This is a genomic window from Tardiphaga sp. P9-11 (assembly GCF_008329525.1).
In the GTDB taxonomy this organism is placed as follows: Bacteria; Pseudomonadota; Alphaproteobacteria; order Rhizobiales; family Xanthobacteraceae; genus Tardiphaga.
Window position 1 is genome coordinate 994024 of sequence record NZ_NPKQ01000001.1, and the last position, 26655, is coordinate 1020678.

Consider the following 26655-nt stretch of genomic DNA (forward strand, 5'->3'; position numbering starts at 1 on the left):
AGTAGCGAGTGAACTTCAACGTCACCTTTAACAGAAGAGGACTGATAAAATGGGATACGAAGCCGCAATGAATCGCCCCAACGTTAACCGCAAGCGCTCGGTTGTCGTCTCGAAGAAGCGCACTAGCGTCAGCCTGGAAGATAGCTTCTGGGCCAGCCTGCAGGCGATCGTTCGCATGGAGAATACCACCATCGAGCACTATATCGAGAAGATCGAGCGCAAGCGCGAAACACCCAACTTGTCGTCCAACCTGCGTATCGCTGTACTCGAATATTTCCAGCAGATCGCTGCACGCAGCTTGACGGCCGGTACCGCCGATCAGCCGGCTGCGAGCAGCAATACCAGGCTGCATGACAACCACAACCAACTGGCCGAAAAGGTCGCAGCCTATTGGGGACGTGTGGGATCACAAAATCAGCAGTTGGCCGATTAGGTCAGCTGCTCGAACCTTCCCGCCTATTTTATTTGAGGAAACGACGCGCAGTGCCGCGCAATGTCGTATCGCCGACTATTTTTAAACAACGGCCGTTTTGGCCACGGAGCGACAGATGTTTAATCGACAGAGCAAGACGGATTTGCAGAATGCGTTGGCGCAAGCGACCGCCATCAGTCGCTCCCAGGCCGTCATCGAGTTTAATCTCGATGGTACGATCATTAAGGCAAATGAAAATTTTCTCAAAGCGCTCGGCTATACGCTCGACGAAATCAAGGGCAAGCACCACAGCATGTTTGTCGAGCCTGCCGTACGCGAGCATGCCTCTTATCGGGAGTTCTGGGGTAACCTTAACAGGGGCGAATTTCAGGCAGGGCAGTTCAAGAGGATTGCCAAGGGGGGGAGGGAGATCTGGATCGAAGCTTCCTATAATCCGGTCATGGACAAGAGCGGAAAGCCGGTCAAAGTCATCAAATTCGCTACGGATATCACGGCGCAGAAACTCGAGAACCTCGAAATCTCTGGAAAAGTGGCCGCGATCGGTCGCGCACAGGCAGTCATCGAATTCAATCTTGATGGCTCTATCATCGTCGCCAACGAGAATTTCCTGAACACGGTTGGTTACACACTGTCCGAAATACAGGGGCGGCATCATAGCATGTTCGTGGAAGCCGGTGAACGCGATGGCGCAGCCTACCGGGATTTCTGGGCGCGGCTCGGTCGGGGTGAGTATCAGGCGGCTGAATACAAGCGCATCGGTAAAGGTGGCCGGGAAATCTGGATTCTCGCAACCTATAATCCGATTCTCAATGATATAGGCAAGCCGTTCAAGGTTGTGAAATTCGCGACCGACGTGACCCAACAAAAGCTGCTAGCCGCTGATAGCAACGGGCAGATGGCGGCTATTCGCAAGTCGCAGGCGGTCATCGAGTTTCGCATGGATGGCACCATTCTGACGGCAAACCAGAATTTTCTTGATGCGGTTGGTTACACGATCGACGAGATCCGCGACCGACATCACAGCATGTTCGTCGATCCGATGGAGCGATCTGGCGCAGCCTATGTAGAATTCTGGGCGAGCCTCAATCGCGGGACCTATCAGGCGGCGGAATACAAGCGCATCGGGAAAGGGGGGCGGGAGATCTGGATCCAGGCATCCTACAATCCGATTTTCGATCTCAACGGCAAGCCGTTCAAAGTGGTCAAATACGCTGTCGATATCACCGCGCAGGCTATGGCTCGCCTGAAAGCCGAGCGCGCTCGTTCCTTGATCGAGTCGGTTGCAGCCGGCAGCGAAGAGATGAATGCATCGATCCGCGAAATCTCCGAGACGATGGTGAAGTCGCGGCAGACGGCAGAGTCCGCGGTGCAACAGGTAGAGACGGCAGACATCCAGGCGCAGCGGCTCACCTCGGCTGCTCATGCCATGGGAGGCATCGTTGGGCTCATCGGCGACATTACCGGCCAGATCAATCTGCTCGCGCTCAATGCGACGATCGAATCGGCTCGCGCTGGTGAGGCGGGGCGAGGCTTTGCGGTGGTAGCGGCGGAGGTCAAGAATTTGGCCAACCAGGCCAAGCAGGCGACCGACAAGATCAGCAGCGAAATCGAGGCCCTGAACGGCATCTCCGGTGACGTGGTTGGAGCGCTGGTCTCGATCAAGCAGGCCATCGAACATGTCAATGAGTTCGTGACCTCGACGGCGGCGGCCGTTGAAGAACAGAGCACTGTGACATCAGATATGTCGGACAACATGCAGCGCGCGGCATCCGAACTGGCCTAGAGTGCTGTATTCGTAACGCTTTGTCGCATCATCCGTGATTATGTTATCAATCGCGGATGATGCTGCCGTTTAATGCCGCTACCCGAAACATGATCGAAACACGCGTCGCCGCATTCACGCGGGTCGATGAGGGTCCGCAAGCGTCCGGGCTGAAACGGGCGGCGGTGGGCCTCGTGATGGCCGAAGCGGAAAACGCTGGAGAGACCTCACTGCTGCTGACATTGCGGGCATCCAACCTTCGTGCGCACAGCAACCAATGGGCGCCTCCTGGCGGCCGCTGTGATCCTGGCGAGACGCCGCCGGAGGCTGCACTCCGTGAGTTGCATGAGGAACTCGGCCTGCAGCTCACACGGGACGATGTCATCGGTATCCTTGATGACTATCCCACCCGCTCCGGCTATCTGATCACGCCGGTTGTGATGTGGGCGCAAGATAGCACGCAACTGGCTCCCAACCCCGACGAGGTCGCATCGGTTCATCGCATCGCGCTGTCGGAGATCTCGCGGCCGCAGGCATTCGATTTTGTCGCTATTCCCGAGAGCGACCGCCGCGTGATCCGCTACAGCCATTTCGGGCACAGGATCCATGCGCCGACAGCAGCGCTGATCTATCAGTTCAGCGAATTGCTTGCAGGCCGAACCACCCGCGTGGCCGAACTGGAACAGCCGGTCTTCGCCTGGAAGTAGCGTGCCTGTTGCGAATGGGCGTCGTTTCGGCAACGATGCCGGCCACAAGAATGCGTTCCGGGAGGATGTTCGCCATGGTGACATGGAAAAGATGGCTGTGCGCCGCCATGGCGGCATGTGCGTGGCACGGCTCAACGGACCTTGTACGGGCCCAGAACTATCCGGAACGGCCCCTTACATTGATCATCCCTTTCGCGCCCGGTGGCAGCACGTCGATTGTTGGGCGCGTCATCGCCGATAAGATGAGTGAAACGCTTGGCGAGAAAATCATCGTTGATAATAGGGCAGGCGCCGGCGGCACTGTAGGGACGCGCGCCGTCGCCAAGAGCGCGCCGGACGGTTATACTATCGGCCTCGGTTATACCGGGACGCTGGCGATCGGACCCACGCTCTACACCAAGGCCGGCTACGATCCGCGCAAGGATTTCGCGCCGATCGGCATGATCGGCAACTCGCCGAATTCTCTGGTGGTGCACCCGTCATTCCCGGCAAAGACGGTCGCCGAACTGATTGCCTATGCGAAGGCGAACCCCGGCAAACTCAATTTTGGCTCGGCTGGGGCCGGCACTGCCAGCCATATCACTGGCGAGTATTTCGGTCATGCCGCGGGTATCACCTTGGTGCATGTGCCTTACAAGGGAACCGGGCCGGCGTTAGTCGATTTGATCGGCGGGCATATCCCGATGGCTTTCGCGCCGATCCCAGCGACTCATGCCAATATCGCGGGCCGACAATTGCGCGGGCTGGCGGTGACCAGCCTTACGCGCACGAGCTTGCTTCCGGATGTGCCGACCATTGCCGAATCCGGACTACAGGGTTTCGATGCATCGCTGTATTACGGCCTGATTGCGCCAGCCGGGACGCCGCGGTCGATCATCGACAGGCTCAACAGGGAATTGCGGGCGGCGTTAGCCTCCGACGAGGTCAGGAAACGCCTGCAGCAGGATGGCACCGAGCCGACGCCCGGAACGCCGGAAGACTATGCGGTCTTCATCGATCAGGACGAGACCAAATGGTCCCGGATCGTCAAGACCAGCGGCGCCAAGGAAGAGTGAGTCATTCCAAACGGTTGACGCGCAGATCAGTGGCGGAAGCCGCCGCTGCGGTCACGGTTGCGATCAACAGTGGAAAGACATTCTTCACCAAACTGCTCCAACGTCGTTCGGACGGGAACACCAGTGGCTCACACGGGGGTAGGCGCGGGGCGGCGTTCGATCTCTGTCATTTGTATTGATGCAGGCTTGGGCCTGCAGTTATCTCAACAGGTCTCATGTCTCATTCAACTCGCTCATTGGCCGTCATGGCTCCGGTCGTTCTGCTGCTGGCAGCATCACCGGCATATGCGTTTGATTCGACCAAGTTGCCCGCGGGCGTTGCCAATGCGATGGCGCAGGGTGCCTCGCCGCAAGCCGTCGCGGAATACCGCCGCAAGCTTGCGGAATATCAGGAAGCGCGTGCAGCCTTCGATCAGGAGGCCAGTGCCTATTGGGATGCGATCTCCGAAAAGCGAAAGATCCGCAATGCCAAGCGCCGCGAGCGTCAGCAGATCAAGCTCAACGATTATGTTCTGGAACAGGCGCCGCTCTATGACGGACCGAAGCGCCCGGTGAATCCGGAGCCCGAGGATACCGGTCCGCGCGTGCGCAAGGATCTTCCGGTGGTGGCGGATTTTCTTGCGGCGGCGAGGGAGCAATTCGAGTTCGTGCCGCAGCGTCCTGCCAGTGAAATGGAATTCAAGCGTGCTTATGCCCGCGCCGCGCTGCAGGCCGGGCTGACACGCGATATTGCGGTGCGCGTCTATTCGTTCGAGACCGGTGGCAATGGCGGTCACGACATGCAGTCGGGCTTGAGCTCGTCGCGTCCGGGATCGCGCGCGATCTCCACCGCGGTCGGTTACAATCAGCTGCTCACAGCCAATACGACAACACTCGTTGCCGAACAGGGGCCGCAGATTCTGAAGGTGCTGACGGACAAGGCGTCGACGCTCTCAGGCACACAGCGCAAGGCGATGGATCACAAGATTGCGGTCTTCAAGCGCATGCAGGCGACTGTGCGCACTGTCCCGCAGAACTGGAGCGCGCTTGAGAAGCTCGGCACGACGCCGCAGGGCTGGGCCATGCATGCGCTGGTGTTGGATATGGATATCGGCCCGCAATTGCAGGTCCACAAACTGCTGACCTCGGTGAATTTTGCGCGTGCCCGCGGCTTCGATCGCCCGCTCAGTGCAGCCGAGCTCGAGATGATGAATCTCACTGGCGATGGCAACGGCTTCGACATGGTGACCATGCCGCTGGCGATGCGCGAACAGGTGCCGACCGCGAACTTCTTCCAGCGCGGCGGCTATGAGCGCAATCCGGTGGCGATTCGCCACAATACCGTGGCCAAGCTGCTCGCGGTCACCAACGCGCGGATGGACAGCAACAGTAATCTGCCAGGCGCAAAAGAATTGGCCGCGGCTTTTTGAGCCGCGGCCAATCTATGGCTAGTGATGTGCGCTCTCGCCGGAGAGCGATTGGGCTTATGAATTGCCCGGATTGAAGTCGTCGCTTGGTGCCTCTGCCGGCGCGCCAGCTGTGGCAACGTCGGGGCGAGGACCGTGCGGACGGCGGCGGCGACGCGGCGGGAAGCGCTCTCCGCCACCATTCTGTTCGAAGCCTCCTGGAACAGCACCCGGCTGAGGCTGCGCACCACCCGTGATGAAAGACGGCAGACGATCGACATCGCCGACCGGCATCATCGGCTGCGGTTGCGGCTGATACTGCGGTTGGGCCTGCGGCTGATTTTGCTGGCGGTGTTCGCGATGATTATTCTCGCGGGGCTGATAGGGTTGTTCGCCACGCTGCTGATAGGGCTGACCACCCTCACGCTGCGGAGGCTGCTCGCGTTGCGCAAAAGGCTGCTGTTGTACCGGCACGAAACCGGGCTCGGCGCCGAAGTTCGAGTAGCTCTCGCTCTCGTCATCGTTGTCCTCAGGCGGCATCTCGTTCTCGGTGCGTGGTTGCGGCTGATTCTGCCGGAACTGCTCCTGCGCCGCGGCGATCAGGCGGAAATAGTGCTCAGCGTGCTGATAGTAGTTCTCGGCAGCAACGGGATCACCGGAGCTGCGCGCATCACGGGCGAGCTGGACGTATTTCTCTGCGACGTGGGAGGCAGTACCGCGGATTTTGATATCGGGGCCATTCGATTCGAAGACCCGGGTCATCGGGTTCTGGCCGCGCCGATTATTGTTATTATTATTGTTGTTGCGGTTGTTGTTGTTGTTGTTCCGCATCCGCTTGTTGTTGTTCTGACCGTTTCGCATGTGTCGCCTTCAGTTATCGATCCAGAGTGTCACAGAGCTATGTTTCAAAGAGATGATTGCCGCAGCACATTGCGGGATTCGGACGCGTCAAGCGTCCCAATCGTCGTGCAGGCCTTTGCTGCATCGATCTTGCCGTCATTCGCGCTCAACAAAGAGGCGTTCCCCAACCGCCCGCTGACCATGCCAGTCGGACCAAATCACTCACCTGCCGAAACAAGGCCAAGCTTCATCGCGTGACGTTTTCTGTGCGTGAAGATTAAAGCGCAATATCAGGCTTTCGTTCGCTTTGCGGTCGCAAGCAGCGCAGCTTTCTCAGCCCTCGCGCTTAACCAGACCTGCCTGTTGGAACCTTTCACCCGGACGGGCTCTCTTATCGAGAATTCTGGCCTCCAGCCGTAAAACTACGGGGCGAGCCAACCCTGAACCGATGTTGTGACAGGAAGGTAGTCGCTCCCCGGGGATATTCCAAGTGGTTTTTTCTGTCCTAAGAAGGCTTTATCAGGGCTTTTTTTGACCCGATACTGCCCTCCGGATGCCCTCCAGATCGGCTTTTGGGGGGGCGGGCAGGGCTAATCCCGAGATCGCCACCAGACGGGTGACATCGTCGCTTTGGTCGTGCCCGACCTCTACCACCAGGAGGCCGCCGGGCACCAGCAACCGGGCGGCTTCCGGAGCAATCACCCGATAGGCATCCAATCCATCCTTCCCGCCATCCAGGGCACGGAGCGGGTCGTGTTTGCGCACTTCGATGTCGAGGCCGGCGATATCCGCCGAGGGAATATAGGGCGGATTGGAGACGATCAGGTCGAAGTCGCCGGTGAGGGCCGAGGCATAATCGCAGACAATGAAATGGGCGCGCTCGATCAAGCCGAGTTGAGCAGCGTTGGAGCGAGCCGTTCGCAGGGCGTCGAGATTAATATCAGTCGCAATGCCTGTGGCGTTGGGGAGTTCGGATAACAGGGCCAGCAGGATCGCGCCTGAGCCGGTGCCGAGATCGGCGATAATCAGCGGACGGTCGCGACGTCCATTCGTATCGAGCAATTCGAGCGTCGCTTCGACGATGGTTTCGGTATCTGGCCGGGGCACCAGCGTGTCCGCCGATAGCTGGAGCGGTAGACCCCAGAATTCCTTCGCGCCGAGGATGCGGGCAACGGGTTCGCCATCGATGCGGCGCTGGGCGAAGCGCGCAAGTTGGGCCGCTTCGTTGGACGTCAGGATGCGCTTCGCAGCCGAGATCAACCCGGTTAGATCGAGTCCGAGCACGGCGCCAGTCAGCAAGCGCGCGTCGAGTTCAGCGGAATCGATGCGCTGGGTGCCGAGCAGATTGGTCAATATACGTCGTGCAGTCTCGATGCTCTGTCCGGCGAACCTGTCGCCGGCGGTCACGCCGCGTCGCCCTGAGCTGCGAGCTGTGCGGCTTGATGCTCAGTCGTCAGCGCATCGACCAGTTCGCCTAGTGCTTCGCCGGCAATCACCTGCGACAGTTTGTAGAGCGTGAGGTTGATGCGATGATCGGTGACGCGGCCCTGCGGGAAATTGTAGGTACGGATGCGCTCGGAGCGGTCGCCCGAGCCAACCTTTTCCTTGCGCTCCGCCGAGCGCGCGGCGTCGAGGCGCTGTTGTTCGGCATCGTAGATGCGCGAGCGCAGGATGTTCATCGCCGAGGCACGGTTCTTATGCTGCGAGCGGCTGTCCTGCATCATCACCACGATGCCGGTCGGGATATGCGTGATGCGGATCGCCGATTCGGTCTTGTTGACGTGCTGACCGCCCGCGCCCTGGGCGCGCATAGTGTCGATGCGCAGGTCGTCCTGCTTGATGTCGATATCCACTTCTTCGACTTCGGGCATCACAGCGACTGTTGCCGCCGACGTATGAATGCGACCCTGAGTCTCCGTATCCGGCACGCGCTGTACGCGATGCACGCCGGACTCGAATTTCAGTTTGGCGAAGGCTCCACGGCCCTTTACCTCCGCGATGATCTCCTTGTAGCCGCCCATGGTGCCTTCGGAGGCCGAAATCACCTCGACCTTCCAGCCGGCCAGCGCCGCGAAGCGCTCATACATCCGGTACAGATCACCGGCGAACAGTGAGGCTTCGTCGCCGCCGGTGCCGGCACGGATTTCCAGCACCACGTTGCGCTCGTCCATTGCATCCTTTGGCAATAGCGCCACGCGGATTTCCTGCGCCAGCGCCTCGATGCGTTCTTCCAGCGCGGGGCGCTCGGCCTGTGCCATCTCGCGCATCTCGGCGTCCGTGCCCGTATCGGCGATCATCGCATCGATATCTTTGATCTCTGCAAGCGCACCGCGATAGGTCTTCACCGCGTCGATCAAAGGATTGAGCTCGGACAGCTCGCGCGTCATTTTCACATAGTTCTCGGCGCTGACCTGACCCATCAGTTGTGCCTCGAGCGAGGCGTGATGGGCGAGGAGCACGTCAAGTTTGGTTTCGGGCAGCATGGACATGAGGACGTCTCGGAGATCGCAGAGAGGGAAAGGCGCATCGCGCGGGCAGAGCCTCGCTACAACGACAGCCCCTCGGCCTCGGCGAATTCGGTCAGCTTCTGCCGGATTGAGACGCTACCCGAGGGGGCGTCGAGCAGTTGTGTCATCAACACCTCGGCCTTTTTGGCATCGAGATCGAGAATCATCGCCTTCACAGGACCGTGTGCGGTGGCCGACAGCGACAGCGAGCGATAGCCCATGCCAATCAGCGCCAGCGCGCCGATCGGCTGCGAGGCCATCTCGCCGCAGAGCGACACATGACGCTTAGCGATGGCGCCCTTTTGCACAATCTCGCGCAGCACACGCAGGATAGGTGCCGACAACGTATCGAAGCGCTCCGATACCTTGGCGTTGCCACGATCGACTGCGAACAGGAACTGGAACAGGTCGTTGGAGCCGACCGAAACGAAATCGACCTTCTTCAGGAGTTCGTCGAGTTGATAGACCAGCGCCGGTACCTCGATCATGGTGCCGACATCGATGCGCTCCGGCAGGGCATGGCCATGCTGGCGCAGATAGGTCAGTTCACGCTCAACAATCGCCTTGGCCTGATCGAATTCGGCCACCTCCGAAATCATCGGGAACATGATGCGTAGAGCTCGCCCGCCGCCGGCGCGCAGGAGTGCGCGGATCTGGCCGCGCAGCAGGCCCGGCCGATCGAGGCCAAGACGTATCGCGCGCCAGCCGAGTGCCGGGTTTTCCTCGACGATGGTCTCCATGTACGGCAGCGCCTTGTCGCCACCGATATCGAGGGTACGGAACGTCACCGGTTTCGGGCCGGCGGCATCGAGCACGGCGCGATAGAGCGCTAGCTGATCGCTGGAGCGGGGCAGGCTTTCGCCGACCATGAATTGCAGTTCGGTGCGGAATAGGCCGATGCCGGCTGAGCCAGTGTCGTCGATATGCGGCAGGTCGATGATCAGTCCGGCATTGATCAGGAGGTCGACCTTCTGGCCGTCCTTGGTGACGCAGGGACGGTCGCGCAGTGCCGAATACTGTGCCTGCCGTCGTGCGCGAAAGCGAACGCGTTCGGCATAGGCGGATTCGATCTCCTGCGACGGCCGGATGTAGATTGAGCCGGACGTGCCATCGACGATGATAGCGTCGCCGGGATCGGCAATGCCCGGTGCGTTGGCGACTTCGCCGATGGCGGGAATTCCGAGCGCGCGGGCCACGATGGAGACGTGCGAATTGGCCGTGCCTTCCTCCAGCACCAGGCCACGCAGCTTCTTGCGGTCGTAATCCAGCAGTGCAGCCGGGCCCATCGCGCGTGCGATCAGGATCGCATTGTCCGGCATCTGTTCACGCGACGGCGCGTGATCCTGGCCTACCAACTGCCGCATCAGGCGATGGCCGAGATCTTCAAGATCGTGCAACCGGTCGCGCAGATAGGGATCTGTGGAACGCAGCATGCGCGCACGGGTATCCGACTGTACACGTTCGACGGCGGCTTCGGCGGTGAGGCCGGTGGCGACGGCTTCGTGCAGCTTGTGCGACCAGCCGTGGTCGTTGGCGAACATGCGATAGGCTTCGAGCACATCGCGGTGCTCACCGCCGTCGGCGACGTCGCCGCGTTCCAGCATGCGGTCGAGGTCCGAGCGCAGCTTGGTCAGCGCGGTGTCCAGCCGCTTGATTTCCTTCGGCAGGTCTTCGGCGATGTAATTGGTGATGACGACGCGCGGCTCGTGCAACACTACATGTCCGAGCGCGATGCCGTCGGAGAGAATGGCGCCGGTCTTGTGCAGGGAATGCCGCGCAGCAGGTTCGGCGCCGGGCTGGGCCAGCGCCGATAGCTCGCCGGAGGCGATCATCTCGGCGAGCACCATCGCCGTTGTCTGCAGCGCCTCGACTTCTTCCTCGACATACGTGCGTTTGGCGCGGTTCTGCACTACCAGCACGCCGAGCGTATTGCCGGCGCGCAGGATCGGCACGCCTAGGAAGGAGTGATAGATTTCTTCGCCGGTCTCCGGGCGGAACGAAAACGCCGGGTGGCTCTGGGCGTCGTTGAGATTCAGCGGTGTGGCTTCGGAGGCGACAAGGCCGACCAGGCCCTCATGGGAGCTCAGCACGGTCTGGTGGACGGCGTCGCGGTTGAGACCTTCGGTGGCATAGAGTTCGAGTGTATTGTCGACGCGCAGCACGTATGTCGAGCAGACTTCCGCCACCATATTGGCAGCGATCAGCACCACGATCTTGTCGAGGCGTTCCTGAGCGCTGACCTGCTCCGCCATCACTTCGCGGAGCCGTCTCAGCAAGACTCGGGGGCCGCCCGACGCGCTCCGCATGTGCCGACACCCTCCCCACGAGCCCGACACCTGACAAAAGCCGTGCGCCGACGCTAAGCCTCAGAAAACAATAGAATTTGCACCGCCGCGCAACAAGAGGCGCAGCGACAGAACCGTATCAGATTTGTCCGAAACGGCGCCCTCAGCCGCGACGGCTGCCCATGCAGGCCGTATAGCGAATTGAGGCGAGTTTTGCCAAGCAAAACACCTGCCAGACAAGAAACACACCGTTCACATCAAAATAACGGATGTTTCAGGAAAAATTTTCTACGCTTTGTCGAGACCATACAGCGTGTGCAGGGTGCGAACCGCCAGTTCCGTATAGGCCGTATCGATCAGGACCGAGAATTTGATCTCGGAGGTGGTGATCGCCCGGATATTGATCTGGCGCTCGGAAAGGGCGGCAAAGGCTTGCGCGGCGACGCCGGCATGGCTGCGCATGCCCGATCCGATCACTGAGACCTTGGCGACATCGGTGGCGCTGTCGATGCGGGCATAGCCGATCTTGGCTTTGGCCGCCGTGATGGTCTCCTTGGCCCGGGCATAGTCGGTTGCCGGCACGGTGAAGGTCAGGTCGGTGGTCTTGCCGTCTTCAGAGACGTTCTGGACGATCATGTCCACATTGATGTTGGCTTCGGCCAGCGGCACGAAGATCGAGGCAGCAACGCCCGGCTTGTCCTCGATCTGGCGGACGGAAATCTGGGCCTCGTCCTTGGAAAAGGCGATTCCGGTGACGACGTGGCTTTCCATGATTTCCTCCTCGCTGCAGATCAGCGTGCCCGGCGGGGTGCCGTGCGGGTCGATGTCTTCGGGTTTGTCGAAACTTGAGCGCACGAAAATCGGCATATTGTGGGTCATGCCGAGTTCCACGGAGCGGACCTGCAGCACCTTGGCGCCTTGCGACGCCAGTTCCAGCATTTCCTCGAACGCTACCTTGTTCATGCGCTGTGCCTTAGGCACGACGCGCGGGTCGGTGGTGTAGACGCCGTCCACGTCGGTATAGATGTCACAGCGGTCGGCCTTGATCGCGGCAGCGATCGCCACCGCCGAGGTGTCAGATCCGCCGCGGCCCAGAGTGGTCACGCGCCCGGTCGGCTCATGGATGCCCTGGAAGCCGGCGATCACGGCTACTTCCTTGCGCTCCTTGAAGCGCTTGATGAGCTTGTCGCCGTCGATCTCGTCGATCCGTGCCGAGGCATGGGCGTCTGACGTCTTGATCGGGATCTGCCAGCCCTGCCAGGAGCGGGCCTGGATACCGATGGTCTGCAGCGCAATAGCCAGCAGGCCGGCGGTCACGAGCTCTCCGGAGGCGACGATGGCGTCGTATTCCCGGGCGTCATGCATCGGCGACACCTCGGTGCACCAGGCCACCAGTTCGTTGGTTTTGCCCGACATCGCCGACACCACGACCGCGACCTCATGACCGGCATCGACCTCGCGTTTGACGTGCTGCGCGACGTTGCGGATGCGGTCGATATTGGCGACGGACGTACCGCCGAATTTCATTACGAGCCGGCCCATGACGAGTGGTGCATTCCCTGACGACAGTGGGTAAAGATACCGCGCATGACGCACGCGGGCGAAAACGCGCGTATACATAGCGGCGAGGGTGGGGGCAAGCAACCCGGGTTCCTGGTCCCTTAGAACGCGCCGAGACAGGGCATTTTGGACGGCTTATGGGGCGCTATATCGACGATATCCTGCAGCCGGGCGAGAAGGTGCTGTATTCCAGCAATCTGCATTGGGTGATCTATGCCCGGGCGATCGCCGCCTGGATCGCCGCCATCGTCCTGCTGGTTCTGACCCGGACCACGCTCAATGAGAACCTGGTCTTGTTCCTGCTAGCGAGCGCGGCCATCGTCGCCCTGGCGGGGCTCTACTGGTTCGTGATCGCCTGGTTTCGGCGCTGGACCACGGAAACCGATGTCACCAATCTGCGGGTGGTCCACAAGACCGGTTTCATAACGCGAGAAACGTTCGAGATCAGCCTCGACAAGGTTGCCAGCGTGAGCGTCAATCAGAGCATCATGGGGCGCATTCTGAACTACGGCGACGTACTTATTGAGAACATGGGCAATGATGCACAGCCGATTGAGACCATCGCGTCGCCGCTCGCATTTCGCAGCAATATTACCGCCCGATAGGACAACGGCTCCACAATGGCCATCCAAGCAAACTTCTCCGACGCCTCCGCATCCTCCGTCGATGCCAGCGAAGTCGCGAAATTCTCGAAGCTGTCGGAGGAATGGTGGGACCCGCGTGGCAAGATGGCGCCGCTGCACAAGATCAACCCGCTGCGCCTGACCTATATCCGCGATGCCGCCTGCCGCAAGTTCGACCGCAACGTTCGCAGTCTGAACTGTCTCAGCGGACTGCGTATGCTCGATATCGGCTGTGGCGCCGGTTTGCTGTGCGAGCCCTTCACGCGGCTCGGTGCGCAAGTGATCGGTATCGATCCATCCGCTACGAACATCGCTGCCGCCAAGCTGCATGCCGATAAAGGGCATCTGTCGATCGACTATCGCTGCACCACCGTCGAGGAGATCGATGTGCGTGAGCGCTTCGACATCGTGCTGGCGATGGAAGTCATCGAACATGTGGTCGACGTCGGCGCTTTCCTCGATCGCTGCGCGTCGATGCTGAAGCCCGGTGGTCTGATGGTGGTCTCGACGCTGAACCGAAACTGGAAAAGCTTTGCGCTCGGTATCGTTGCCGCTGAATATGTACTGCGCTGGCTGCCGCGGGGCACCCATCAGTGGGACAAATTCGTCACCCCGGACGAACTCGCGCATCATCTCTCGCGCAACAAGCTGGAAATCACAGAACAATCAGGCGTGGTCTACAATCCGCTCGGTGACCGCTGGACGCTGTCATCCGATATGGACGTGAACTATATGGTGGTCGCGGAAGAAGTGTAGCTTTTCTGTTCCGCCTGTGTCCGCCTCGACAGGTCGTCAAACCCCGTTGAGAATAATCACCGTCGGTGCCTTGGGCAGCGCATTGAGTGATATCGTCAGTGTTTGGGCGCTGCGCTGGTCGATTTCGAAATCTTTTCCGATCTTCGTCATGAAGTCGCTGAGCGGTGTCATGAAGCGATGCATGGGCAGCACCACCGAAGCGCGCAGCCGCTTGGTGATTTCGGATACGCCGTCGAGGGACATTGTGTAGCTCCCATCGATCGGCACCATCACGATGTCGAGGCGGCCGATCGCGGCGAAGTGGCTTTCGTCGAGCTTGTGATGCAGATGGCCCAGATGACCGATGCACAGGCCGGCAACCTCGAAGATGAAGATCGAATTGCCGTCCTTCACCATCTCGCCGCCCGCATCATCGCCATAGTAACGGCGGATGTCCGTTGTGACGTTGCGGATCAGCACGTCGCCGATGCGTTCATGGATCTGTGCGGGTTGCCCGCTCTCGCCCCATCCGTGCAACACGGTTCTGATGCGTGGGTCGGGGTACAGCGTGTAGTGGGTGCTGTGCGCCCGATTCATCGTCACCACGTCCGGGACGCGATCGAGCTTGTATATGCCGTTATAGTCGGTGGCGATCGTCACGCCGCCGGGTGTGTCGATGTAATAGGTGGAGTGCCCGGCATAGGTGATGACGACCTCATCGGCCTTCGTCGCGGTCCGACGCAAACTGACCGGAACCGCGAGTGGTGGCCGTGTGGCCATCGCCAGACACTCACTGCCGCGCGGGGCATTTTGCGCGAGTGCCGGGGTAACGAGCCAACTCATTGCCCAACAAGTCAGGGCGCTGAGGACGACAGGCAGAAATCGCAGCATGATCCGGCAGTCTCCGAATGCGCTTTGATTCAATGTATCGCCAAAAGCGGGCCCTGCAATGCTGGTTGTGGCGCCGGAAGCTGCCCAAGATCGCGGCGCATCGCAGGATTGGATGCCTGGGTGTCGTGATGGAATAGTCGCGATGCTGCAGGGATTGACACGTTGCAGAAGGTAAGGTGGTTGGGTAGGTCTTGTGATCACACCGTGAGCATTGCAGTTGTCATCCGATTCAGTCCCACCTTGGGAATTCGTCAGCCGCGATGATCGTGTTGCGGCGTCGCGATCCGGCTGGGTGTTCGACACGGCCATGCTGCTGCTGACGCGGCGGCTCGATGCGGCGATTGCCGGGATACTTCAAGTCATAGGCGCGGACGCCGAAGCAGATCGTGCATGGATGTTCGAATACGACGCTGACCATCTGCGCTTTCGCAACACCCATGAGTGGAGTCGCGGTGGGGTCGGATCCTTTGTGCAGGACCTGCAGCATGTGCCGGTCACAATGATCGGCTGGCTGCATCAACGGCTGGTCCTGGGGCAGGCTGTGATGGTCAACGACATCGAGGCGCTGCCACGCAGCGCCGGTGCGTTGCGCGCTGAGTTTATCCGGCAGAACAACAAAAGCGTACTCAGTGTGCCGGTGTTTCATGACGGCAGGCTTGTCGCATGCATCGGTTTCGATGCCGTCGAGGCGCCGCGACGATGGTCGGTTGAAATCGCTGATCTGTTTCATTGTGCCGATCTCATAGCGGCGGCGCGCTATGGCCGTTCGTCGATTGCCCTTGGAGGGGAGGATTCGCGGGCCGCATATCCCGCACTGATCTATCTACGCCGCGCGCATGGCATTCTCGGCACGCCATTGACCGAAATCGTCGGCCTGCGCTCGTCTAAAGACTATACCGAGGTGTGGCTGGTGGATGGCGCGATGGTGCTCGATCCAAGGCCTCTGACCCAGTGGTTGGGCCTGATTCCACCGGGCTGGTTCGTGCGCATTCATCGCACGGCCGTCGTCAATCATCAGTTCGTGCGCGAGGTCGTACGCCGGTCGAGCGGGGCATGGCAATTGCGCTTGCATGATTATGAAGACCATTGGCCGGTGTCGCGCGCCGGTCGAGCCGAGTTACGTGCGCACCTTGGCATTTGAATTACACCAGGCGAGATGAATGCGAGCACGTTGACGACTCACATTCCGTTGCCGATTGCTATCAATCGCATGCTGATCACGGCTTAACAAATCGTTAGTGACGTCAGTGTATTGAATATTTTTCGCATTATGTGTTGCTGCATTTCAACACGCGAGAAACTCGGAGGGCGTTCGTCGAACCTATAGGTCGATTCGTCGATCTTTGATTGCGACTCGTCATGCGATCGCGTGTCTCATGGAACTTCACTCGCGTGGATCTGCGGGCTGGAGTCGAATCGTGAAGCTCCCAGTATTTTTAGTCGTCAGCGCAGCATGCCGCAGCGGCTCGGGTATGAGCGGCGGCACCCGCGCGCGCCGTGCTAACACATTGATGTCGTCGACAGCCACGATGCTGTCGCTTGCCGCGCCGGTACTGCTGGTTGCGGCGATTAACTCGTCGCAGGCGGTTCATGCGCAGGCCTCGGGCGTCGGCGGAAATGGCGGAGCACATTCATCCAGCAATCCGAAAGCGGGCGGGACAGGCGGTGTGATCGACCCGGCTAATGGCGGCGGCGGCGGTGGCGGCGGCGGCCGGGATGCCGACAAGAAACATCCGAAAGATGCCGACGTCGGCAACGGCGGCAAGGGTGGCAGCGGCGCGAATGCCAAAGGCGGAGGACTCGGCGGGCAGGGCGGCGCGCCGGGCTTCAATGGCGCTCAGCTCCAGGGCGGCGATATCCAGGGCGAGATGGGACAATACGGCCTGTTTCCCGAGAAGGGCAAAGGGGCCGATGGTACCAACTGGTTTCACGGAATGGGTCATGACGGCGGCAGCGGTGGCGGCGGAGGCGGCGGCGGCACTGGCGCGATCTTCAGCGGGTCATTCGTTCCCGGCAATCAGTTCATCGCAGGCGGCACAGGCGGCTACGGCAGCGTCGGTGCCAATGGTGGCGATGGCGTGTTGGCCTTTTATGGCACCTTCATGGAGCCCGGTTACGGCGGTGGGGGCGGGGGAGGCGGCGGCGGCGGTGGCGGCGGCATAGGTCTCTTCTCCAGCGGAGACACTTTGGAAACGCTTGCACCGATGATCAGAGGCGGTCTCGGCGGTTGGGGCGGCGCCGGCGGCGGTGGAGGCACTGGCGCCCCCGATGCTATCGGCAATTACTGTCCCGGCGGACAGCCACCCTGCATCACCACTGCGACCGACGGCGGCATCGGAGGCGATGGCGGCAGTGGTGGCAATGGTGGCAACGGCGGCGCCGGCATCGTCGTCTCAAGAGCGCGCATGACTGTCGTTGAAGGTGGTGCATCGGTGCTTGGTGGAGCCGGAGGCGGCGGCGGGGTCGGTGGATCTGGCGGCCAGGGCGTTTCCGGCGGCAATGGTGGCAATGGCGGTGCTGGCGGTAGCGGCGGAGATGGCGTCGTGTTGACGAGCCCCGGCACCATACGCGTCGAGCGTGGCGGACTGGTGCAAGGCGGCGACGCGGGGGGCGGCGGCGCCGCTGGCCCGGGCGGCGGCGGCTGGGAACTCGGGAATGGAAGCAGCGGTCACGCCGGCGCGAATGGAGCGGCGGGAGCCGGCATCTTTGGGCAGAGCGCCGGCATAACGGTTGTTGCAGGCGGGACGATCGAGGGCGGGCGGAATATCGACGGATCGCGCGCCGCAGCGGTTTTGTTCACCGGCGGTGGCAACAGGCTGGAGTTATGGTCCGGCGCGAACATTACAGGCGATGTCGTTGTCGGCCCGAATGCGAGCAATCCCAATATCCTGGCGCTGGGTGGTTCTCAGGACGGGACTTTTGATCTCTCCGCGCTCGGCACCAAGTATCGTGGCTTCTCGGCGCTGGAAAAGAATGGCGACGCTGGCTGGACACTTTCGGGCATATCGACATCCTTCGCCGGTGATCTGCACGCCAATGCCGGCACACTGAGTTTCGCCAGCGGCGCCAGACTGACGACGGCCAATGGCTATATTGGCTATGACAGCGGTACCGACGCCAATGTCGTCGTCTCTGGCCCAGGCGCATCGTGGCTCAATACCAATCTATTCGTCGGTTATCGCGGCAACGGGTCGTTGCTGATTGCGGATGGCATGCATGTGACTGCAGCTACCGCTTCAATTGGCAACGATGCGCCCTACGTCACGCACGGTACGGTGAAGGTCGATGGCACTCGGTCGATGCTCGATGCCCAGACCCTGAAGATCGGCGCAGCGTCCGTCGGCGCGCTGACGGTGAGCAATGGGGGCGTTGCGAAAGCGCGTACGATTCAAGTAGGCGCCTCTGGTGTCAGCGGTGCGTTGAGTATCGGATCCGAGCCCGGGGCAGCGGCTTTGGCGCCTGGTGTTGTGACAGGCCCGGTTGAACTCGCACAAAGCGGCACGCTCAATTTCAACCATACGAGCGGCGACTATCTCTTCAACAACCTCATCACAGGCAATGGCGCGATCAATGTGCTGTCAGGCACCACGGTTCTGTCAGGTCGCAGCGTCGCTTTCGCGGGCACCACGGAAATCCTGAGCGCAACGCTTGGTGTGACCGGACAACTCGGTGGTACGGTCAATGTCGATGCGGGCGGAGGCCTTACCGGTAATGGCTCCGTCGGTGCCACCACGGTGCTCAACGGTGGCACCCTTGCGCCTGATGGCTCGGGCCGTCTGACGGTGAACGGCAACCTGTCGATGTTTGCCGGCAGCGCCTTCGATTTCAATCTGGGTCATTTCTCGGCTGGAGCGGCTTCGACGACGTCAGCGAGTGTCTTCGTCAACGGCGATGTTTCGCTCCACGACGTAACGTTTAACATCAGCGGCACGGGTGCGCCACCGGTCGGTTACTATCGCATGGTTAGCTACACCGGCGGTTCGTCAATCTCCGGACTAACCACCGGCACGACGCCTCCGATCTCGGGCCTGTTTCCCGTCACCTATTCGATCGACAGCTCACGGCTCCATGTGGTCGATCTCATTGCTTCGCCCAATGGCACCAACATCCTTCAACGTTGGGATGATGCGTCGAGCGGTACCGCGGGTGGCAGCGGAACCTGGAATGCGCTTAACAACAACTGGTTTGATCTGGGCGGCGTTGCCAATACCCAGTGGGGATCCATTTATGGCGTCTTCAACGGCCCGGGCGGCACGGTCACGATAGATGGATCGCAGAAATTCTACGGACTGCAATTCGTCGGCGGTCTCTACAACCTTGTTCAAGGTACTGGCGAACTGCGGCCAACCGCGTTGGGCGGTTCAGACGGTATTGGTGAGCTGCGTGTTCTCTCGGGCGAGACGGCGACGATTTCGGCTCCGATTATAGGTGCCGGTGGTGTGAACAAGACGGGTGGCGGCACGCTCGTGCTCGCTGGCACCAGCACCTATACTGGCGGCACGACCATCAGCGGAGGCACGCTGCAGATTTCGTCGAATGCAAATCTCGGTGCCGCAACGGGCGGTCTCAGCTTCGATAACGGCATCTTACATACGACTGCAAACATCGCCTCAGCGCGGAACGTCTCGCTGCTCGGGATCGGCGAGATCGACACCGACGCTGCAACGACGCTGGTGCTCACCGGCACGGTGTCCGGCGGGGGCAGCCTGATCAAGGCCGGCGACGGCACACTGGTGTTGTCGAACGTTAATAGCTGGACCGGCGGCACCGTGCTTGAAGCCGGTACGCTGCAGCTTGGCGCTTCCGGTGCACTGCCCAACGGTAGTGACGTGATCGTCTATGGCGGCAAGCTCGATCTCAACGGTTACAATACCACGACGCATTCGCTGATCGGCTTCGGTGGCGAGATTGCGCTTGCAAGCGCACAACTGACGCTCAATCAGGCAAGCGATACGGTCATCACAAGTACAATCACGGGCGTGGGCGGCAGCCTCGTGAAATCCGGCAGTGGCACGCTGCTGTTGTCTGGAGCGAATACTTACACGGGTGGCACGACGGTTTCCGGCGGCGCTATTGCAGTCATCGCGGACGCTAATCTCGGCACGGGGACGCTAACGCTCTCGGGTGGCACGCTGCTCACGCTCGCCGATATCACGTCCGCGCGAAGTATTGTGCTTTCCGGCAACGGCACAATCGAGACGTTGTTCGGAACGACATTCTCGACTATGGGAGATGTCTCGGGCGCCGGCGTATTGACCAAGGATGGCTGGGGCACGTTGGTTCTGGCAGGCGCCAACTCTTTTAGCGGCGGCACGACGATCAATGCCGGTACGCTGCAGGTCGGCAATGGGGGCATCACCGGCACACTGTCCGGCAACGTCACGAACAATGGTATTCTGGCATTCAACCGATCCGATAATTTCTCCTATAATGACGTCATCTCCGGTCCTGGCGCTTTCATTCAGGTCGGCGCAGGCCTCACGGCGTTTGGCAATGACAACACCTACAGCGGCGGCACGTTGATCTCTGCCGGTACGCTGCAGCTAGGCACTGGTGGCACAGCAGGCTCTATCATTGGCAATGCCATCAATAATGGCACGCTCCAGATTTTCCGTTCCGATGTCTACACATTCGGTGGCACGATCACGGGAAGCGGCATGTTCCGGCATGTCGGCACGGGCACGACGGTCCTAACGGCAGACAATACTTACAGCGGTGGCACGGAGATCACGCGGGGCATTCTGCAGATCGGCGATGGTGGTTTCACAGGATCGATCATCGGCAATGTCATCAACAATGGCGAGCTTGTCGCGAAGCGCGACGGGCTGCTGACATTGGCGGGTGCCATCTCGGGCAGCGGTTCATTCACGCAGAGCGGCTTGGGCATTACGCGCCTCGACGGACTCAACAGCTATACGGGCGCCACCGACGTCAAGGCCGGAACGCTCAGCGTCAACGGCTCGATCGCCGCGTCGTCGCTGGTGAGTGTCGAACGCGGAGCGACGCTCGGCGGCAACGGCATCGTCAGCACCACACAGATCCAGGATGGCGGCATGCTGTCGCCCGGAAATTCGGTCGGGCTGCTGTCCGTACAAGGCAATCTGACGTTTGCCGCTGCTTCGAGCTACACGGTCGAGGTATCTGGCTCGGCGGCGGACCGGACCAATGTCACAGGCACCGCGTCGCTCAACAATGCAGGCGTTCGCGTCAGCCTCGATCCCGCGGCCTATGTACGTGAACGCTACACCATTTTGAATGCCGCAGGCGGCATCGCAGGCAGGTTCAGCCCGAATATCGTCAGCGACGAGCCGCCCTCGTTCATCACGACGCTGAGCTACGATGCTCAAAACGTCTATCTCAATGTCGATCTGAAACTGACTGGTCTCAACATCAATCAGAACAACATCGCTTCGTCGCTGAATGCCTATTTCGGCAGCCATGGCGGCATCCCCTATGCGCTCGGCGCGATGGCACCTGAAGATCTGACGCACTCGTCTGGCGAACTCTCGACCGGCGTGCAACAGAACACCGTGCAGGCCATGACGCAATTCATGGGAGTGCTGACCGATCCCTTCGCTGCCAATCGCGGCCTCGCAATGGTGGGCACAGAGTCAAACGCCTTCACGTCGGCCAATCGTTCGGCGACGTCGTGGCGCGACGCCTACGGTGCGATCACTAAAGCGCCACCTGCGACGGCGAGTTTCGAAGCGCGTTGGAACGTCTGGGCTGCGGGCTTCGGCGGTGGTCAGGCGACCGATGGCAATATGGTCGTCGGTTCGCATAGCAGCAGCAGCCGGATCGGCGGTATTGCCGTCGGTGCCGATACCTTGTTGTCGTCGCAGACGCTTGCCGGCTTCGCGGTGGCCGGCGGCGGAACCAATTTTGGCTTGTCGGATAATCTCGGTTCAGGTCATTCGGACCTGTTCCAGATCGGTGGTTTCATCCGCCATCACCAGGGCCCCGCTTATATTACAGCTGCGCTCGCCTACGGATGGCAGAACATCACCACCGAGCGGCTGGTGACCATCGTCGATGCCGACCGGCTGCGCGCGAACTTCACCGCGCACGCTTTCTCGGCGCGCGCTGAAGCCGGTCATCGGAGCGTGCTGCCGTGGCTTGGCGGCATGGGTTTGACGCCTTATGCCGCGGGCCAGGTTACGAATATCGAACTGCCAGCCTATGCAGAGACGCTTGTCTCTGGCGGCAATGATTTCGCGCTTAGTTACACCGGACGCAACGTCACTGCCACGCGTAGCGAGCTTGGCTTCCGCACCGACAAGTCATTCGCACTCGACGGCGCATTGCTGACGCTGCGTGGACGCGCGGCCTGGGCGCATGATTTCAACCGCGACCGCTTCGCACAGGCGTCGTTCCAGTCACTACGCGGCGCGAGCTTCGTGGTGAACGGCGCGACGCTGGCGCCCGATGCGGCGCTGACCAGCGCGGGTGCGGAGGTCGTGCTCGGCAGCGGGTTGTCGGTAGCGGCGACTTATGAGGGCGAGTTCTCCAACCTCACCCGCAGCCACGCGGGCAAAGGCGTCGTTCGCTTCGTCTGGTGAGCGGCGACTGAGGGGACCGCGGTCGCATCGCAGGCATGGGCATAGGCCGCTTGACCCTGCGGCGCGGTGCAGTCAGGTTCCGCGCCATCGCACGCGGACGCATCCTGCCTCATGTTTACCATCGCCTCGCTCTGGATCCCCTTCACCATTATCGCCTCGCTTGGGCAGGTGGCGCGCAATGCCATGCAGCGGTCACTGACAGGGCCGCTTGGCACCTGGGGCGCGACGAATATTCGCTTTCTGTTCGGCTTCCCGTTTTCGATCGTCTTTTTCGTGGTGATCATCCTGGCGACGGGTGATCGGGTGCAGTGGCCAAATGCTGAGTTCTGGCCGTGGCTGCTGCTCGGCGCGCTCAGCCAGATCTTCGCTACCGGGCTCATGCTGGCGGCGATGAATGATCGCTCCTTCGTGGTGACGACAGCCTATCTCAAGACCGAGGCGATCCAGACCGCCATTTTCGGTTTCGTCTTTCTTGGCGATCACCTGACGGCACCAAAGGTCGCGGCGATCCTGATTGCTACCGTCGGCGTCGTGGTCACTGCGCTGCGGCCCGGCGCGACCAGAGATATCGCCAGCATCCGGCCGACCATCCTCGGGCTGGTCGCGGCGGCGGCCTTCGCACTGTCGGCCGTCGGCTTTCGCGGCGCCATCATCACGGTGCCCGGTGTCAGCTTCGTCACGGCGGCGTCCTATGCGCTGGTCTGGGCGCTGTTCGTGCAGACCTTGATCCTGACCATCTATCTGCTGGCCCGTGCCCCCAAGGTGTTGAGCGATATCCTCGGCCTGTGGAAGCCATCGATGCTGGCCGGCTTCATGGGTGCGGCAGCCTCGCAATTCTGGTTCCTGGCTTTTGCACTCACGGCCGCTGCGAATGTTCGGACGCTGGCGCTGGTCGAGGTGCTGTTCGCGCAGGCCGTCGCCTATTATTCGTTCAAGCAGCCGATCTCGGCACGCGAATTGTCGGGGATCGCGCTGATTGTTGTCGGCGTGGCGATACTGGTTGCAGTGTGACGGCGCAGTGCGCGTGATGTCTCTTTCGTGGGCACGCCTGCTGCGATAGGACTGATCGCAGTCTTCCCCGTGCCGATCCCGAGACCAGATTGATGCGCATCCTGTCCCTGCTCTTCCTGCTGCTTGTTGTCACCCCGGTCTCGGCGGTCGAAGCCATCGTCAAGGACGGCGACACCATCCAGATCGGCAATGTCGCCTATAAGCTTGCCGGCGTGGACGCGCCGGAGGTGGATCAGCCATGTGTCGATGAACATGCCGACAATTGGGCCTGCGGCGTCGAGGCAAGAGACCAGCTCGTGAAGCTGATCGGCAAGCGCGAGGTTCGCTGCGAGGACCTTGGCGAGGATGCGATTTACAAGAACCGCCGCGCAGGCCTCTGTAGCATCGCGGGCGAGGCCATCAGCCTCAATCAGGCCGTTATCCGGTCGGGCTACGCCGTGAACATCGAGACGACCGTTAAGGCGGGCGCCAGGGCCAATTTCAAAACCGACGAGGCCGCTGCCAGGGACAAGCGGCAAGGTCTGTGGCGCGGGTGTTTCGTGACGCCCGCGGAGTTCCGCGGCAAGGCGAGCGACAGCCCATTGCTCGGTTCGGCCTGCCGGAGCGACAAGGACAAGGAGTTGCGCGCGGCGCTATTTCCTGTCGATCTCACGATGCCAACCGGCTGCAATATCCGGGCGAAACAGGTCCGCCGGGCCAAGTTTACCGGGCACGTCGGCGTCTATCTCATCCCCCAGTGTCAGAATTATGCGACCCAGCCGAAGCCGGATCGCTGGTTCTGCAGCGAGGACGACGCCCGCGCCGCGGGTTACCGCAAGGCGCTCAATTGTCAGGCCCCCAGTCGCCGCAACTGAGCGATGAGCCGGTGGCGCTGGACGCCGCGGGCTGAACCACGTAGCAAATCAGGACGCCGGAATGAGCCGGGCGCCCACGTCACGGCTTATTCCAGCATGCGAAATCCGGAGTGAAGCGCGTGGCCGAGAACAGTTCGTCAGCATCGATCGAAGCCGTTGAGCGCAGTCTGGCCTCCGCCGGCTATATCGCCAGCCGGCAGATCGCCACCGCTGTCTATCTCGCCGAGAAGATCGAGAAGCCGATCCTGGTCGAAGGCCCGGCGGGCGTCGGCAAGACCGAACTCGCCAAGGCGATCGCGGCGTCGCGCGGCCTCGAGATGATCCGCATGCAATGTTACGAGGGTCTCGACGAGGCCAAGGCACTGTATGAGTGGAAATATGCCAAGCAGCTACTTTACACCCAGATACTGAAAGACAAGCTCGGCGAAGTGCTGGGCGGCGCCGATACGCTCGCCAAGGCACTGGAGCAGCTGCACGATTTCGGCGACGTGTTCTTCTCCAAGGAGTTCGTCGAGCCTCGCCCGTTGCTGCGCGCGCTGGAACAGCCGATGGGCTGCGTGCTTCTGATCGACGAGATCGACAAGTCTGATGCCGAATTCGAATCGCTGCTGCTCGAAATCCTGTCCGACTTCCAGGTCACGATCCCCGAGCTCGGTACTGTCGTGGCCATCGTACCGCCGACCGTGATCCTGACCTCGAACGGTGAGCGCGATCTCGGCGATGCCTTGAAGCGCCGCTGTCTGCATCTGCATATCGGCTTTCCCGAACCCAAGCTCGAAGAGCGCATCGTCGAAACCCGCGTGCCCGGTGTTTCCGCGACGCTGCGCAAGCAACTTGTCGGCTTCGTCAATCAGGTCCGCACGCTGGACCTGAAGAAGCTCCCGTCGGTCAGTGAGACCATCGACTGGGCCAAGGTGCTGGTGCTGCTCGGCGCGTCCGAGCTCGGCCATGAGATGGTCAAGGACACGCTCAATGTGCTGCTGAAATACGAGGGCGATATCGAAGCGACACTGCCGCAGGTCTCTGGCTTCGTCGCCAAGTCCGGCCGGCAAGGCGTGTTCGGCTAGGCGATGCGCGACACACTGCATCGCTTCTTTCGGGCGGCGCGCGGCGCCGGTGTCAGGATTTCGCCTGCCGAAAGTATCGATGCGATGCGTGCCGCCGCCGAAGTGGGTCTCGCCGATCGCGCCATCCTGCGCGATGCGCTGCTGTTGACCATGGCGAAGTCCGGCGAGGAGAAGGCGGCGCTTGCTGTCTGTTTCGATACGTTCTTCACCCATCCTGATTTCGACGCGCCGTCCGCGGCAAATGACGACGACGAGACTGGCGAGGGGGCAAGCGAGAGCGGGACCGAAGCCGCGGCAGGTACCGCGTCGGCACAGGATTCGACCGAACTTGGTCCGCTCGCGCAGATGTTGCTGGCGCAGGATCGCGCCGCCATTGCCGCTGCGCTTTCAAACGCATCGAATGCCGCTGGCCTGGCCGACATCCGTGTCTTCACCCAGCGGGGGCTGTTTGCCAGCCGGGTGCTCGAGCAGCTCGGGATCGCGCAACTGCGCGACGACATCGACGCGCTCACGACCCGCAATCCAGCAGATGCAGAACGGCTTGCAACGGCGCTCGGCAGCCTGCGCGAGACCGTCAGCGAAATGGTCGCGCAGGCGCTCCTGCTCTATGGCCGCGAAGAGAAAGAGGCACTGCGCAATGAGATACTCCGCAATGCGCCGATGGCGCGGCTGGAGCAGCGCCAGATCGCGCAGATGCGCGTTCTGATCCGGCAGATGGCGCGACGACTGCGCGAGCGCTTCAGCAAGCCGCGCAAACGGCAGCGCCGTGGCCATCTCGACGTCCGCCGCACCATCCGCCGCAATGCCGCCTGGGGCGGCGTGCCGTTCATGACGGCATGGAAGCGCCGTCATCGTGACAAACCGAAGATCGTCGCCATCTGCGACGTCTCGGGCTCGGTGGCGCAGGTCTCCGACTTCTTCCTGCTGCTGATCCACAGCCTGCATGAAGTGGTGTCCGATGTGCGCTCCTTTGCGTTTTCCGGCAACCTGATCGAAGTCAGTGAAGTCCTGGAGAAGAACAAACCTGAAGAGGCGATGAAGCAGATCATGTCGTCGGTTGGCTACGGCTCGTCCGACTATGGTCGCTCCTTCGTCGATTTCGAGAAGGGTTTCATGAGCGCGATCACGGCGCAGACGACGGTCATTGTGCTCGGCGATGCCCGCAGCAACAATCTGGATCCGCGCGCCGACATCCTGCGCCGTATCGGCGAGCGCTCGAAGCGGCTGGTCTGGCTCAATCCGGAAGGGCGGATGGGCTGGGGCTTCGGCGATTCCGAAATGCCGCGTTATGCAACCTTCTGTAATGTCGTTCGCCAATGCGCGACGGCGCAGCAACTCGAGCGCGCCGTCGCCGATATCGTGGCAACCTATCAGTAGCGGA

General features: G+C 61.2%; 19 protein-coding genes. 13 read left to right on the plus strand and 6 right to left on the minus strand.

Going from position 1 to position 26655, the window contains the following annotated elements:
• The first annotated feature begins 49 nt into the window (after positions 1–49).
• The 5 genes from CIW50_RS04580 (at position 50) to CIW50_RS04600 (ending at position 5366) form a co-directional block, all read left to right on the plus strand.
• Positions 50–433: a ribbon-helix-helix domain-containing protein gene (locus tag CIW50_RS04580; RefSeq protein WP_149530032.1), complete on the plus strand. Its 384-nt coding sequence runs from the start codon at positions 50–52 to the stop codon at positions 431–433.
• A gap of 115 nt (positions 434–548) precedes the next feature.
• On the plus strand, positions 549–2216 hold the full coding sequence (locus tag CIW50_RS04585) for a methyl-accepting chemotaxis protein (RefSeq protein WP_149530423.1): 1668 nt from the start codon (positions 549–551) through the stop codon (positions 2214–2216).
• 56 nt (positions 2217–2272) lie between these two features.
• Entirely contained in the window at positions 2273–2902 is a 630-nt protein-coding gene (locus tag CIW50_RS04590) for an NUDIX hydrolase (protein WP_149530033.1), read from the plus strand.
• A 107-nt stretch (positions 2903–3009) separates the two neighbouring features.
• Complete coding sequence (locus tag CIW50_RS04595) at positions 3010–3957, plus strand: Bug family tripartite tricarboxylate transporter substrate binding protein (protein ID WP_283808825.1); 948 nt, start codon at positions 3010–3012, stop codon at positions 3955–3957.
• A gap of 215 nt (positions 3958–4172) precedes the next feature.
• Positions 4173–5366 carry a hypothetical protein gene (locus CIW50_RS04600; RefSeq protein WP_149530035.1) on the plus strand — a complete coding sequence of 398 codons (1194 nt, stop codon included), beginning with the start codon at positions 4173–4175 and terminating at the stop codon, positions 5364–5366.
• A 54-nt stretch (positions 5367–5420) separates the two neighbouring features.
• On the opposite strand, the gene CIW50_RS04605 is transcribed toward CIW50_RS04600, so the two are convergent.
• From CIW50_RS04605 to CIW50_RS04625, 5 genes are all read right to left on the minus strand, one after another.
• Positions 5421–6203, minus strand: coding sequence for a DUF4167 domain-containing protein (locus CIW50_RS04605; protein WP_149530036.1), 783 nt, complete (start codon positions 6201–6203; stop codon positions 5421–5423).
• 498 nt (positions 6204–6701) lie between these two features.
• The gene (prmC, locus tag CIW50_RS04610) at positions 6702–7589 is read right to left on the minus strand and encodes a peptide chain release factor N(5)-glutamine methyltransferase (protein ID WP_149530037.1); all 888 of its coding nucleotides are present in this window, start codon (positions 7587–7589) and stop codon (positions 6702–6704) included.
• Positions 7586–8671, minus strand: a complete 1086-nt coding sequence (prfA, locus tag CIW50_RS04615; protein WP_149530038.1) for a peptide chain release factor 1 — start codon at positions 8669–8671, stop codon at positions 7586–7588. The genes prmC and prfA overlap by 4 nt, the downstream gene beginning before the upstream one ends.
• Before the next feature lie 56 nt (positions 8672–8727).
• Complete coding sequence (gene ptsP, locus CIW50_RS04620) at positions 8728–10995, minus strand: phosphoenolpyruvate--protein phosphotransferase (protein ID WP_149530039.1); 2268 nt, start codon at positions 10993–10995, stop codon at positions 8728–8730.
• Positions 10996–11262: 267 nt separating this feature from the next.
• Positions 11263–12516 (minus strand): aspartate kinase, encoded by a 1254-nt coding sequence (locus CIW50_RS04625; RefSeq protein ID WP_149530040.1) that lies wholly within the window; start codon positions 12514–12516, stop codon positions 11263–11265.
• Positions 12517–12671: 155 nt separating this feature from the next.
• Here CIW50_RS04625 and CIW50_RS04630 point away from each other — a divergent pair, with 155 nt between their 5' ends.
• On the plus strand, positions 12672–13139 hold the full coding sequence (locus CIW50_RS04630; protein ID WP_149530041.1) for a PH domain-containing protein: 468 nt from the start codon (positions 12672–12674) through the stop codon (positions 13137–13139).
• A 15-nt stretch (positions 13140–13154) separates the two neighbouring features.
• Entirely contained in the window at positions 13155–13913 is a 759-nt protein-coding gene (gene ubiG / locus CIW50_RS04635; protein WP_149530042.1) for a bifunctional 2-polyprenyl-6-hydroxyphenol methylase/3-demethylubiquinol 3-O-methyltransferase UbiG, read from the plus strand.
• 36 nt (positions 13914–13949) lie between these two features.
• On the opposite strand, the gene CIW50_RS04640 is transcribed toward ubiG, so the two are convergent.
• A complete protein-coding gene (locus tag CIW50_RS04640) occupies positions 13950–14783 on the minus strand; it encodes an MBL fold metallo-hydrolase (protein WP_149530424.1) in 834 nt (277 codons plus the stop codon).
• Between the two features lie 307 nt (positions 14784–15090).
• Here CIW50_RS04640 and CIW50_RS04645 point away from each other — a divergent pair, with 307 nt between their 5' ends.
• The 6 genes from CIW50_RS04645 to CIW50_RS04680 all read left to right on the plus strand — a co-directional run bounded on the left by CIW50_RS04645 (position 15091) and on the right by CIW50_RS04680 (position 26651).
• Positions 15091–15924 carry a LytTR family transcriptional regulator DNA-binding domain-containing protein gene (locus tag CIW50_RS04645; protein WP_149530043.1) on the plus strand — a complete coding sequence of 278 codons (834 nt, stop codon included), beginning with the start codon at positions 15091–15093 and terminating at the stop codon, positions 15922–15924.
• 277 nt (positions 15925–16201) lie between these two features.
• Complete coding sequence (locus CIW50_RS29730; RefSeq protein WP_283808817.1) at positions 16202–22342, plus strand: autotransporter-associated beta strand repeat-containing protein; 6141 nt, start codon at positions 16202–16204, stop codon at positions 22340–22342.
• A 111-nt stretch (positions 22343–22453) separates the two neighbouring features.
• The gene (locus CIW50_RS04665; protein ID WP_149530046.1) at positions 22454–23353 is read left to right on the plus strand and encodes an EamA family transporter; all 900 of its coding nucleotides are present in this window, start codon (positions 22454–22456) and stop codon (positions 23351–23353) included.
• A gap of 92 nt (positions 23354–23445) precedes the next feature.
• Positions 23446–24207 (plus strand): thermonuclease family protein, encoded by a 762-nt coding sequence (locus CIW50_RS04670; RefSeq protein WP_172980215.1) that lies wholly within the window; start codon positions 23446–23448, stop codon positions 24205–24207.
• A 119-nt stretch (positions 24208–24326) separates the two neighbouring features.
• Positions 24327–25274, plus strand: a complete 948-nt coding sequence (locus tag CIW50_RS04675; RefSeq protein ID WP_149530048.1) for an AAA family ATPase — start codon at positions 24327–24329, stop codon at positions 25272–25274.
• Positions 25275–25277: 3 nt separating this feature from the next.
• Positions 25278–26651: a VWA domain-containing protein gene (locus CIW50_RS04680; protein WP_149530049.1), complete on the plus strand. Its 1374-nt coding sequence runs from the start codon at positions 25278–25280 to the stop codon at positions 26649–26651.
• The last annotated feature ends 4 nt before the right edge of the window (positions 26652–26655 follow it).